At 71.4% G+C, this 11,300-nt stretch carries 13 protein-coding genes; 8 read left to right on the top strand and 5 right to left on the bottom strand.

Annotated elements, in window-relative coordinates:
* Positions 1 to 77: 77 nt before the first annotated feature.
* Both pssA and ACGFMK_RS01980 read right to left on the bottom strand, forming a co-directional pair.
* Positions 78 to 1,052 (bottom strand): CDP-diacylglycerol--serine O-phosphatidyltransferase, encoded by a 975-nt coding sequence (gene pssA / locus ACGFMK_RS01985; RefSeq protein WP_392756967.1) that lies wholly within the window; start codon positions 1,050 to 1,052, stop codon positions 78 to 80.
* A gap of 4 nt (positions 1,053 to 1,056) precedes the next feature.
* A complete protein-coding gene (locus ACGFMK_RS01980) occupies positions 1,057 to 1,782 on the bottom strand; it encodes a phosphatidylserine decarboxylase (protein ID WP_392756964.1) in 726 nt (241 codons plus the stop codon).
* Positions 1,783 to 2,011: 229 nt separating this feature from the next.
* Here ACGFMK_RS01980 and ACGFMK_RS01975 point away from each other — a divergent pair, with 229 nt between their 5' ends.
* Entirely contained in the window at positions 2,012 to 2,248 is a 237-nt protein-coding gene (locus tag ACGFMK_RS01975) for a hypothetical protein (RefSeq protein ID WP_392756962.1), read from the top strand.
* A gap of 39 nt (positions 2,249 to 2,287) precedes the next feature.
* On the opposite strand, the gene ACGFMK_RS01970 is transcribed toward ACGFMK_RS01975, so the two are convergent.
* Positions 2,288 to 2,572 carry a GlsB/YeaQ/YmgE family stress response membrane protein gene (locus ACGFMK_RS01970; protein WP_392756959.1) on the bottom strand — a complete coding sequence of 95 codons (285 nt, stop codon included), beginning with the start codon at positions 2,570 to 2,572 and terminating at the stop codon, positions 2,288 to 2,290.
* A 72-nt stretch (positions 2,573 to 2,644) separates the two neighbouring features.
* Between ACGFMK_RS01970 and ACGFMK_RS01965 the strand changes: the two genes are divergently transcribed.
* Together ACGFMK_RS01965 and ACGFMK_RS01960 are read left to right on the top strand one after the other, a co-directional pair.
* Complete coding sequence (locus ACGFMK_RS01965; RefSeq protein WP_392756957.1) at positions 2,645 to 3,205, top strand: ArsR/SmtB family transcription factor; 561 nt, start codon at positions 2,645 to 2,647, stop codon at positions 3,203 to 3,205.
* Positions 3,202 to 4,455, top strand: coding sequence for an MFS transporter (locus tag ACGFMK_RS01960; RefSeq protein ID WP_392756955.1), 1,254 nt, complete (start codon positions 3,202 to 3,204; stop codon positions 4,453 to 4,455). Before ACGFMK_RS01965 ends, ACGFMK_RS01960 begins: the two co-directional genes overlap by 4 nt.
* Here the strand turns inward: ACGFMK_RS01960 and glp are convergent.
* Positions 4,409 to 5,602, bottom strand: a complete 1,194-nt coding sequence (gene glp, locus ACGFMK_RS01955) for a gephyrin-like molybdotransferase Glp (protein ID WP_392756949.1) — start codon at positions 5,600 to 5,602, stop codon at positions 4,409 to 4,411. The genes ACGFMK_RS01960 and glp overlap by 47 nt on opposite strands.
* 74 nt (positions 5,603 to 5,676) lie before the next feature.
* Between glp and ACGFMK_RS01950 the strand changes: the two genes are divergently transcribed.
* From ACGFMK_RS01950 to groL, 5 genes are all read left to right on the top strand, one after another.
* Positions 5,677 to 6,354, top strand: a complete 678-nt coding sequence (locus ACGFMK_RS01950) for a TIGR00266 family protein (protein ID WP_392756945.1) — start codon at positions 5,677 to 5,679, stop codon at positions 6,352 to 6,354.
* Positions 6,354 to 6,977, top strand: coding sequence for an AIM24 family protein (locus ACGFMK_RS01945; protein WP_392756943.1), 624 nt, complete (start codon positions 6,354 to 6,356; stop codon positions 6,975 to 6,977). Before ACGFMK_RS01950 ends, ACGFMK_RS01945 begins: the two co-directional genes overlap by 1 nt.
* A gap of 112 nt (positions 6,978 to 7,089) precedes the next feature.
* Entirely contained in the window at positions 7,090 to 7,296 is a 207-nt protein-coding gene (locus tag ACGFMK_RS01940) for a cold-shock protein (protein ID WP_005164266.1), read from the top strand.
* Positions 7,297 to 7,363: 67 nt separating this feature from the next.
* Positions 7,364 to 8,848: a serine/threonine-protein kinase gene (locus tag ACGFMK_RS01935; protein ID WP_392756937.1), complete on the top strand. Its 1,485-nt coding sequence runs from the start codon at positions 7,364 to 7,366 to the stop codon at positions 8,846 to 8,848.
* Between the two features lie 273 nt (positions 8,849 to 9,121).
* Entirely contained in the window at positions 9,122 to 10,750 is a 1,629-nt protein-coding gene (gene groL / locus ACGFMK_RS01930; protein WP_247058577.1) for a chaperonin GroEL, read from the top strand.
* Between the two features lie 61 nt (positions 10,751 to 10,811).
* Here groL and ACGFMK_RS01925 read toward each other — a convergent pair whose 3' ends face one another.
* Complete coding sequence (locus tag ACGFMK_RS01925) at positions 10,812 to 11,144, bottom strand: hypothetical protein (RefSeq protein ID WP_392756933.1); 333 nt, start codon at positions 11,142 to 11,144, stop codon at positions 10,812 to 10,814.
* Positions 11,145 to 11,300 lie beyond the last annotated feature (156 nt).

Below are 11,300 nucleotides of genomic sequence, written 5' to 3'. Positions count from 1 at the left end.
GATCGAGCCCGGGCGTACCCGGACGGACGACACGCGTACCCCGGTGGACGACACGCGTACCTGGATGGACGACACGGTTACTTGCGGCGCAGGCCGATCTGACGCCAGGAGCGGCGGCGCTGGCCGTCGCCGTTGGCGGAGCCGTTTTCGCGCGGGCCCCGGGGGGTGCGGACGTACTCGCCGTTGCGGGGGAGGCGGACCGCGCGCATCGCGGCGCCCGCGACGCGGCGGCGCAGCGGCGGGCGCAGGCCGAGGCGGCGCTGGGAGCGGGCCCGGCGGATCGCCCGGCGCTCGCGCGGCGGGACCGTCCAGGCTTCGGGGTGCGCGGCCAGCCAGCGGCTGCGGTAGACCGAGTACGGGATGTGCGCCAGGTACAGGATCATCGCGACGATCAGCGCGACCAGCGGGAACTGGATGATCGCCGCCGCCAGCAGGGCGACGCCGATCAGCAGCGGCGCGATCGCCCTCGCCGGGGCCTTGACCGTCTTCAGCGAGAGCGTCGGGATCCGGCTGATCAGCAGGGCCGCGATGGCGATCGTCCACGCCCAGACGACCCACTGGGACGACCACCAGCCGCCGCCCCACTGCAGCCAGGCGACCAGCGGCAGCATCGCGAGCAGGCCACCCGCCGGCGCCGGGACGCCGACGAAGAACTCGCTGGAGTACGGCGGCTGCTCGGTGTCGTCCAGCAGTGTGTTGAACCGGGCGAGCCGCAGGATCATGCAGACGGCGAAGATCAGCGACGCCACCCAGCCGATCCGGTCCGCGCCCGCCTGCCAGACGTAGATGACCAGCGCCGGCGCGACGCCGAAGGAGATGCCGTCGGACAGCGAGTCCAGCTCCGCGCCCATCTTCGACGTCGCGTCGAGCAGGCGGGCGATCCGGCCGTCCAGGCTGTCGAGCACCGCGGCGATGCCGATCGAGGCGATCGCCATCGAGTAGTTCTTCGTCAGCGCGAACTGCACCGCCGACAGCCCGGCGCACAGCGCCAGCACGGTGATGGCGTTCGGCAGCAGCCGGACACCGGGGGTGGTCGTGGTCACGCGGACCATGGGGTCAGCCTTCCGAGCGCGAGGCGGGGAGTTCGGCGATCACCGTCTCGCCGCCGACCGTCCGCTGGCCCTTCGCGACCAGCACCCGGGAGCCCGGCGGGAGGTAGAGGTCGACCCGCGAGCCGAAGCGGATGATGCCGTACGTCGCGGCGGCGCCGACCTTGTCGCCCTCGCGGATCTCGCACAGGATGCGGCGCGCGACGAGCCCGGCGATCTGCACGACGACGAGCTCGTGGCCGTCCTCGGTGCGCATCAGCACGGAGTTGCGTTCGTTGTCCTCGCTCGCCTTGTCCAGGTCCGCGGAGAGGAACTTGCCCGGCCGGTAGGCGACGCGCTCGATCACGCCGTTCGCCGGCACGCGCTGGACGTGCACGTCGAACACCGAGAGGAACACCGACACGCGCATCCGCGGCTCGGCGGGCAGGCCGAGCTCGGCGGGCGGGACGGCTTCCTCGATCAGGGAGACGAGACCGTCGGCCGAGGCCAGCGCGACGCCGTCACGCGGCGGCGGGACCCGCTTCGGCTCGCGGAAGAACGCGGCCATCGCCACGGTCGTGAGCGCGCCGAGGACGCCGAGGCGCTTGGAGAACCGGCGGGCGACCAGCGTCGCGACCGCGCCACCCGCCACGAACGGGCGACCGGCCGGGTGCATCGGCGGCAGCGTTTCGCGGGCGAGCTGGAGGGCGTGGGCGACGGGATTGCCGGCGGATTCCGGCCGGGTGCCGCTCATGGTCGGGTCCCCTGGTTTCGTGTCGTGAGGGCGGGTGACGCCGGGGTTCCGGCGGCCGCGTACGGGCGCCACCACGCTACCGCTGCCCCAGGTGGGGGTCTGGTCGGGTCCGTCCGGGTCCTCCGCGAGGGTGTCCCCGCGATGGGTGGGAGCGACCACATCCCGGTAACGGATGGTCGAAGTCTGCGATAACTCTGGGTAGTTGATGCCGTCTGACCTGTGAGGACCGATGACCGATCGCCGCGATCCCGCCGAAGCCCGGCTCGCCGAGCTGCTCGGTGCGTGGCGCCGGGACGTCGCCGAGGGGCCGTTGCCGTCCCTCGTCGATCCGGATCACGCGGTGGACGTCGTCCTCGAGGCCAAGAGGCAGGCGCTGAGACGAAGCCGGGTGCATGCACCCCCCGACGGCGCATGCACCCGGCCCCGGAACCAGGGCGTGCGAGAAGCGCCGAACGACGTACTTTAGCCGCCGGAACCGTGTTGACCACTGTTCATCAGGCAAACGTTACGAACGATCACCCGAGCGACGGCCGATACCGCTCACGAGCCGCAGGATCGCCAGCAGCGCGACGGCGCCCAGGATGGCCACGCCGAAGCTGGGGAAGTCGAAGTCGAACGACTTCGCCTGGCCGGTCGCAAGCCGGTAGATCAGGCCGCCCAAGGCCGCGCCGACCACGCCGACGAGCACGCTGACCAGGCATCCCTGCCGGCGCCGGTCCCGCCCGCCGACCACGAGGTTGGCGGCCCAGCCGACGAGCGCGCCGAAGATGACCCATGCGACGAAACCCATGGCGGGAGTTTACGCGAGCATACGCACAAGAGGCATTGCACAAGAGTACTTGTACAACTACTCTTGTGCGTCATGACCGACGACATCCGGGAGATCCGGGACTCCAAGGTGCTGGCCGCCATGTCGCACCCGCTGCGCCGCCGGCTCCTGGAGCTGCTGCACCTCGACGGCCCCGCGACGGCGTCGATGCTCGCGGCCAAGACGGACCAGGCGGTGGGCAACGTCAGCCACCACATGAAGGTCCTGTCCGCCGCGAAGCTGGTGGAGGTGGCGCCGGAACTGGCTCGTGACCAGCGAGAACGCTGGTGGCGGCGCAGCGCCAAGACCCTCCGGTGGGCCGCCGAGAGCTTCCCCGGCGACCCGATCGCCGAAGCGGCCGAGGTGCTCGTGCTCGACCACCAGGTGGCGATCGCCCGCGACTGGATCGCCCAGCGTGAGACCTACCCCGAACAGTGGCAGGGCGGCCCGTTCAGCATCGACACGTGGGTGCGGCTCTCGCGTGCGGAGATGGACGAGCTGAACGCGCGGGTCCTGCTGCTGATCAGCGAGTTCGAAGACCGCGTCGAACCCGGTGACGGCGTCGAGCGGCGCCCGGTCTTCTTCGCCGCGCGGGCGTCGCTGGGCCGGCCGTGAAAGGGCTCTGGGGGAGCCGCGACTTCCGCCTGCTGTGGACCGGCGAGACCACCAGCATGCTCGGCAGCATGGTCGCGAGCACGGCGTTGCCGCTGGTCGCGGTGGTCACGCTCGGGGCGAGCACGTTCCAGGTCGCGCTGCTGACGGCGGTGGCCTGGCTGCCGTGGCTGGTGATCGGCCTGCCCGCCGGCGCCTGGGTCGACCGGCTGCCGAAGCGCCCGGTGATGCTGGCCTGCAACACGGTGTCGATGGCGGTGTTCGGCAGCGTCCCGCTCGCCGCCGTGCTCGGGCTGCTGACCATGCCGTACCTGCTGGCCGCCGCTCTCCTCGGCGGGGTCACGAAGGTGTTCTTCAGCCTCGCCTACAAGGCTTACCTGCCTGCGCTGGTCGGCCCCGGTGACCTGCTCGAAGGGAACGCGAAGCTGCAGGGCAGCGAGTCCGCGACGCAGGTCGCCGGGCCGGGCCTGGCCGGGTTGCTGGCGCAGGCGTTCGGCCCGGTCAGCGGGATCCTGGCGGACGCGGTCAGCTTTGGCGTCTCCGTGCTGTGCGTGCGGGCGATCAAGGTGCGCGAAACCGTCGTCCCGGTCGAGCGGACGCCGTTGCGCAGCCAGATCGCCGAAGGCCTGCGGTTCGTCCTCGGCGACCGCTACCTGCGGACGCTGATGACGTTCGGCGCCGTCTCGAACCTCGCGCTCACCGGGTACCAGGCCATCCAGATCGTGTTCCTGTCCCGCACGCTCGGCGCCGCGCCCGGCCTGGTCGGGCTGGTACTGACGGTCGCCGCGACCGGCGGGGTCTTCGGGGCCGCGCTGGCCGGGCGGCTCGGCGCCCGCTTCGGCACCGCCCGCGCGTTCCTGCTGTGCGAGGTGGGCGCGGCGCCGATGCTGCTGCTCGGCCCGCTGAGCGGCCCCGGCCGGGGACTCGTGCTGTTCGTCGTCGCGGAGTTCGGGGTCTGCGCGGGTGTCGTCGCGTCGAACGTGCTGACCACGACGTTCCGGCAGCGCTACTGCCCGCCGGAGCTGTTCGGCCGGATCACCTCGACGACGTCGATCGTCAACTACGGCACGATCCCGCCGGCCGGGGTCCTCGGCGGCGTGCTGGGCGAGGCGATCGGCGTCCGCGAGACGCTCTGGGTGATGTCCGCGGTGCTGATCGCGGCGCTCGCGATGCTGGCGCCGCTGGCTCGGCTGCGCGACTTCCCGGTCACAGCAGCAGGACGTCCACCTCGTCGCCAACCGCTGCCGACGTGACGTCTTCCGGCAGCACGATCAGGCAGTTGGCCTGGGTGAACGCGGCCAGCAGGTGCGACCCCGGCCCGCCGCGTGGGCCGACCTCCCCGGTGACCTCCCGCCCGGCCTGCGTGAACACGCCGCGGCGGTACTGGCGGCGCCCGGCGGGCGAGCTCATCTCCTCGGTCAGCTGGGCCCGCACCCGGCGGCGGGAGACGTCGGTGTGGCCGAGCGCGGCCAGCAGCGCCGGGCGCAGGAACGCCTCGAACGACACCAGCACGCTCACCGGGTTGCCGGGCAGCGTCACGACCGGCACGCCCTGCCAGCGTCCGCAGCCCTGCGGCCCGCCCGGCTGCATCGCGACCTTCGCGAACTCGACACCCTGCCCGGTGAGCGCGTCCTTCACGACCTCGTACGCGCCCGCGCTGACCCCGCCGGAGGTGACCAGCAGGTCGGCGCCGGCCAGCCGCGGCTCGATGACCTTGCGGAACTCCTCGACGTCGTCGACCACGCTGCGGACGACCTCGACCTCGCAGCCGAGCTCGCGCAGCGCGGCGGCCAGCATCACGCTGTTGGACTCGTAGATCTGGCCGTGGCGCAGCGGCGCCGGCGCGTCGATCAGCTCGGTGCCGGTGGAGGCGACGAGCACCCGCAGCGGCCGGTGCACCCGCACCTCGGCGAGCCCGACCGCGGCGGCCAGGCCCAGGTGCGAGTGCCCCAGCACCGTCCCGGCGGGCAGCGCGACGGTGCCGGCGACGACGTCCTCGCCGGTCCGCCGGATGTGCGCGCCTTCGCGGGCTTCGGCGGTGATCGTCACGGTCTCGGTGCCGCCGTCGGTGTCCTCGACCATCACGACGGCGTCCGCGCCCGGCGGCAGCGGCGCGCCGGTCATGATCCGGTGCGCGGTGCCGGGTTCGAGCGTCCCGACGTCGACCCGGCCCGCCGGGATGTCGTCGGCCACCGGCAGCGTCACCGGGGAGGTGGCCACGTCGGCGGCGCGGACGGCGTAACCGTCCATCGCGGAGTTGTCGAACGGTGGCAGGGACACGCCCGCCAGCACGTCTTCGGCCAGGACGAGGCCGGCCGCGGCGGCGAGGGGCAGGGCGGTGGCGGGAGCGGTGCCGAGGAGCGCGGTGATCCGCTCCCGGTAGTCGTCGACGGAGATCACCGGACCATCCTCCCCCCTCCGAGGGGGCGTGCAAGACTCTCGCTCGTCTGAGAGCACGCCAACGGGGAGTACGCATGCAGGTCCGAGTCCGCAACCAGCCTTCGTTCGCCGTCGCCCGGCTGATGCTGGCGCCCGGGGAACCGTGCCAGGTGGAGTCCGGCGCGATGATGGCCACGAGCTACGGCGTGCAGGTCCAGTCCCAGGCGCAGGGCGGCATCATGAAGGGCCTCGGCCGCGCCTTCCTCTCCGGCGAGTCCTTCTTCATCTCCACCTTCACCGCGCCGCAGAACGGCGGCTGGGTCGACGTCGCGGCCAACCTGCCCGGCGACATCCAGGTGATCCCGCTCGACGGCCGCACCGGCTGGGCCGTCACGCGCGGCTGCTGGCTCGCGTCGTCGCACGGCGTGCAGACCGAGACCAAGTGGGGCGGCATGAAGAACCTGATGGGCGGCGAGGGCGGCTTCTTGACGCACGCCACCGGTCAGGGCGAGCTGCTCGTCAGCTGTTACGGCGCGGTCGAGACCATGACCCTGCAGCCGGGCGAGATGGTCACCGTCGACACCGGGCACGTCGTCGCGTACGCCGACACCGTGCAGTACCAGATCCGGAAGGTCGCGACGGGCATCATCCAGTCCATGAAGAGCGGTGAAGGCCTCGTCTTCGACTTCGTCGGCCCCGGCCAGATCATGACGCAGACGCGCAACCCGTCCGCGCTGATCAGCTGGATCATCTCGCACGTCCCGTCCCGCTGATGCGCGTCCAGACCCGGCACACGCCCGGCTTCGGCGTCGCCCGCGTGCTGCTCGACCCGGGCGAGGCCGTGCACGCCGCGCCCGAGACGCTGCTCGCGAGCCGCTTCGGCGTCACCGAGACGGCGGCGGGCCGCGGCGGCGCCCGCGCGGGCAGGACGACGGCGGCCGTCTACACGGCACCGTCCGACGGCGGCTGGATCGACTTCGCGCCGCTGCGTCCCGGTGACGTCTACCCGCTGGAGCTGCGCGGCGGCACGGGCTGGTCGGTGCACCGCGAGGCCGTGCTGGTGCGGCCCTCGGCCGTCCGGCACGACACCGGCTGGGCGCCGCTGCAACAGCTCTTCGGCGCCGACGCGGGATTCCTCGACCACTACAGCGGAACCGGGGCGCTCGTGCTGGCCGCGCCCGGCCCGGTCGACGCGTTCGAGCTCGCCCAGGGCGAGCTGGTCACGGTCCGGCCGGACTACCTCCTGGCCTACCCGGACACGATCCAGTGCCGGCTGCGCGCACTCGACCCTGGCGGGCCGCAGTCGGTGCGCACGGGAGAGGGATTGGCGGTCGACTTCGCCGGTCCCGGGACGGTGCTCGTGCATGCGCGTAACCGTCGCCTTTCGGGCACGTGATCTTCAGACGAATTGCCCATTGCCGGGGGGAATAATTCCGGTAGCGTGATTGTCACTCGCGCCGCTGTCCCTAGCTGGGCCAGCGGATCCTTGTGTGCTGAGGGAGGGCGCCGTGGCTGTCGGCACCGTCAAATGGTTCAACTCGGAAAAGGGCTACGGGTTCATCGAATCCACCGAAGGACCGGACGTGTTCGTCCACTATTCGGCCATTCAGGCTGACGGATTCCGCACTTTGGACGAAGGCGATCGCGTCGAGTTCGAAGTCCAGTCCGGGCGGGACGGCCGGAGTCAGGCCGCGGACGTGCGGAAGGTGTCGTAGTAACCCGAGTTGACCTGTTGGGCGAACCCCCGGCAGCCGCCGAACCTGGGACGTTAGGCTGCCGGGCGTGACAGGCGATGTGTCGGGGGACCTCACCGGTCGCCGGCTGGGCAACTACCGCATCGACGGAGTGCTCGGCAAGGGCGGCATGAGCGTGACCTACAAGGCCACGGACGTGCGCCTGGGCCGGAAGGTGGCGCTGAAGGTCATCGGCGACCACCTCGGTACCGACGCCGAGTTCCGCGAGCGGTTCGTCGACGAGGCGCGCAACACCTCCGCGATCGACCACGCCAATGTCGTGCCGCTGTACGACTTCGGCGAGCTCGACGGCATGCTCTACATCGCCATGCGGATGGTCGACGGCGGTGACCTCGCCGGCCTGATCGCGGGCGGCCCGATCGCGCCCGCGCGCACGCTGACCATGCTCGACCAGGTCGCGGACGCGCTCGACACCCTGCACAACCGTGGTCTGGTCCACCTGGACGTCAAGCCGGCCAACGTGCTCGTGACGAAGAAGGAGACGTCGCGCGAGCACGTGTACGTCGCCGACTTCGGGCTGACGCGCCGCGGCGCGACCGGCCACCGCACCCGCGGCGGCGACTTCCTCGGCTCGCCCACCTACGCGGCGCCGGAGCACCTGCGCGGCGAGCCGCTGGACGGGCGCACCGACCAGTACGCGCTGACGTGCGTCCTCTACGCCTGCCTCACCGGCAGCCCGCCCTTCAAGGGCGACGTGCCGACGGTGATCAAGGGCCACCTCAACGGCGAGCCGCCGGCCATCTCCCGGGCCGTCGCCCTGCCGCCGGCCATCGACGAGGTCATCCGCAAGGGCATGGCCAAGAGCCCGGCGGACCGCTACCCCAGCTGCGTCGAGATGATCGCGGCCGCCCGCCGCGCCCTCGGTGCCCAGGCGACGTCGGACACCCCGCCCGGGCCCCCGGGGACGAATTCGGGTGGAGTTCCCGCGCCGCAGCGCCATGGTCAGGTACAACAAGGGCCGCACCAGACCACGGCACCGCAGGGAGAGGGGGCCCCCGTGCACCCGTACGGAGGACAGCAGCAGCCCGGTTACGGGCAGCAGCCGGGGCCGCAGGGCCCTGGTGGCCCGCCGCCGCAGGGCCCGCCGCCCGGCTACGGCTACCCCCAGCAGGGCCCGCCGCAGGGGATGCCCCAGGGCATGCCCCCGCAGGGCAGGCCGCCCCAGGGGTACGGCTACCCGCAGCAGCAGGGCATGCCGCAGGGCCCGCCGCCCGGTTACGGCCCGCCCGGTGACCCGATGCGCCTGCGCCCGCCGATGCCGGCGGGCGGCGCGGGCGCGTTCGACCAGACGAAGAGCGGCGGCGGCGCCAAGTGGATCTTCATCGTCATCGGCGCGCTCGTGGTGATCGGCGCGATCGTGACGGCGATCATCCTCTTCAGCGGCGGCGACAGCGGCGGTGGCGCCCAGACGACCGCCCCGAACATCCCGGTCGGCCCCGGCGCCTCCCAGGGCAACCCGACGTCCTCGCTCAACGCGCCCCCGACGTCGATCTCCATCAAGCCGAGCTCCTGAATCCGTACGGCGCTGAGCAGGCCTTCTTGCACTCTCCCCCTGAGAGTGCTAAACACGGCATTGGCACTCGACGCCGTTGAGTGCCAGGCGCGCGGTCACCGATCGCGTGCTTGAAGGTCGGGACGGTGAGGCTGAACCCCACCCGGGTCCAGTCGTCCGTCGCGGGCACCGAGCCTGGCCGAGGAAAGAGTCCTGCTGCCGCCGCTGCAAGCAACTGTGACACCAAACAGCGCAGCGCGGCGGTGGCGCCCAATACCGGAGGACCACACCGCAATGGCCAAACTGATCGCGTTCGACGAGGACGCCCGCCGCGGTCTTGAGCGCGGCTTGAACATCCTCGCCGAAGCCGTCAAGGTGACCCTCGGCCCGCGGGGCCGGAACGTCGTGCTCGAGAAGAAGTGGGGCGCGCCGACCATCACCAACGACGGTGTCTCCATCGCCAAGGAGATCGAGCTCGAGGACCCGTGGGAGAAGATCGGGGCCGAGCTCGTCAAGGAAGTTGCCAAGAAGACCGACGACGTCGCGGGTGACGGCACCACCACCGCCACCGTGCTCGCCCAGGCCCTGGTCAAGGAAGGCCTGCGCAACGTCGCGGCCGGAGCCGACCCGATCAGCCTGAAGCGTGGCATCGAGGCGGCCGTCGAGGCCATCATCGAGCAGCTGCACAAGGCCGCCGTCCAGATCGAGACCAAGGAGCAGATCGCTGCTACCGCCTCGATCTCGGCCGCTGACCGCACCATCGGCGAGCTGATCGCCGAGGCGCTGGACAAGGTCGGCAAGGAAGGCGTCGTCACCGTCGAGGAGAGCAACACCTTCGGTCTCGAGCTCGAGCTCACCGAGGGCATGCGCTTCGACAAGGGCTACATCTCGGGCTACTTCGTGACGGACCCGGAGCGTCAGGAAGCCGAGCTGGAGGACCCCTACATCCTCCTCTTCGGTTCCAAGATCTCCACCGTCAAGGACGTCCTGCCGCTGCTGGAGAAGGTCATCCAGTCCGGCAAGCCGCTGCTGATCATCGCCGAGGACGTCGAGGGCGAGGCCCTGGCCACCCTCATCGTCAACAAGATGCGCGGCACCTTCAAGTCCGTCGCCGTCAAGGCCCCGGGCTTCGGTGACCGCCGCAAGGCGATCCTGCAGGACATCGCGATCCTGACCGGTGGCCAGGTCATCAGCGAGGACGTCGGCCTCAAGCTGGAGAACGCCGACCTGTCGCTGCTGGGCAAGGCGCGCAAGGCCGTCATCACCAAGGACGAGACGACCATCGTCGAGGGTGCGGGCGACGCCGACCAGATCCAGGGTCGCGTCAACCAGATCCGCGCCGAGATCGAGAACTCGGACTCGGACTACGACCGCGAGAAGCTCCAGGAGCGTCTGGCGAAGCTGGCCGGCGGCGTGGCCGTCATCAAGGCCGGTGCCGCCACCGAGGTCGAGCTGAAGGAGCGCAAGCACCGCATCGAGGATGCCGTGCGCAACGCCAAGGCCGCCGTCGAAGAGGGCATCGTCGCCGGTGGTGGCGTCGCTCTCATCCAGGCTGCCGAGGCGGCCTTCGCCGGTCTGAAGCTCGAGGGCGATGAGGCCACTGGGGCCAACATCGTCAAGGTGGCCGTCGAGGCCCCGCTCAAGCAGATCGCGATCAACGCCGGCCTCGAGGGCGGCGTCGTCGTGGAGAAGGTCAAGGGTCTGCCGCAGGGGCACGGCCTGAACGCCGCCACGGGTGTCTACGAGGACCTGCTCGCCGCCGGCGTGCCGGACCCGACGAAGGTCACCCGCTCCGCGCTGCAGAACGCCGCCTCCATCGCGGCGCTGTTCCTGACCACCGAGGCCGTCGTGGCGGACAAGCCGGAGAAGGCTTCGGCCGCTCCCGCCGACCCGTCCGGTGGCATGGGTGGCATGGACTTCTGAGTTCGGTCGCTTCACCGGGAAAGCCCGGTCCGCTTCGGCGGGCCGGGCTTTTCTTTGCTCGCTATGGTTTGGTGAAGAACCAGATGGCGAAGGCGCCGACGATGACGACACCGAGCGCGAGCACGCCGAGGCCCCCGAGCCAGGCGGTGCTCGCTTCTTCCGCTTCCAGCGCGACGACGATCGCGCCGATCCCGGTGAGCAGGATCCAGATCGCCGCCGCGGCGGCGGTGTAGAGCACGGTCCGGGTGACGCTCGGGCTGCCGGTGTCGTTGAAGGCGAGCGCGAAGAAGGCGGCGAAGGCGGTCAGCCCCAGTCCGGCGAGCAGGTAAAGCCCGCCGAGGACTCCCACGACGACCTTCGCGGCCGTCCGGCTGGCGGTGTTCCCTTGATCCACGAGCGCGAACCCTAACCCCTCGAACGGGGTTCGCGGAGGTCATTTCGGCCGGTCAGCCCAGGCTGCTACGCCGAACGGCCCGGACGTCCCCTGGCGTCCGGGCCGCTGTTCGGCACACCCCGTGATCGTCCGGCGGGCACCGGTTCCCCCTGCGAA

The organism is Amycolatopsis sp. NPDC049252 (assembly GCF_043197175.1).
Taxonomy (GTDB): domain Bacteria; phylum Actinomycetota; class Actinomycetes; order Mycobacteriales; family Pseudonocardiaceae; genus Amycolatopsis.
The sequence above is the reverse complement of the archived record's forward strand: the minus strand, read 5'-3'. Positions and strand labels throughout refer to the sequence as shown.

Excerpts from the sequence above, each read along its gene's own strand:
- pssA (WP_392756967.1), bottom strand. The coding sequence starts at position 1,052 with ATGGTCCGCGTGACCACGACCACCCCCGGTGTCCGGCTGCTGCCGAAC.
- ACGFMK_RS01980 (WP_392756964.1), bottom strand. The coding sequence starts at position 1,782 with ATGAGCGGCACCCGGCCGGAATCCGCCGGCAATCCCGTCGCCCACGCC.
- ACGFMK_RS01975 (WP_392756962.1), top strand. The coding sequence starts at position 2,012 with ATGACCGATCGCCGCGATCCCGCCGAAGCCCGGCTCGCCGAGCTGCTC.
- ACGFMK_RS01970 (WP_392756959.1), bottom strand. The coding sequence starts at position 2,572 with ATGGGTTTCGTCGCATGGGTCATCTTCGGCGCGCTCGTCGGCTGGGCC.
- ACGFMK_RS01965 (WP_392756957.1), top strand. The coding sequence starts at position 2,645 with ATGACCGACGACATCCGGGAGATCCGGGACTCCAAGGTGCTGGCCGCC.
- ACGFMK_RS01950 (WP_392756945.1), top strand. The coding sequence starts at position 5,677 with ATGCAGGTCCGAGTCCGCAACCAGCCTTCGTTCGCCGTCGCCCGGCTG.
- ACGFMK_RS01945 (WP_392756943.1), top strand. The coding sequence starts at position 6,354 with ATGCGCGTCCAGACCCGGCACACGCCCGGCTTCGGCGTCGCCCGCGTG.
- groL (WP_247058577.1), top strand. The coding sequence starts at position 9,122 with ATGGCCAAACTGATCGCGTTCGACGAGGACGCCCGCCGCGGTCTTGAG.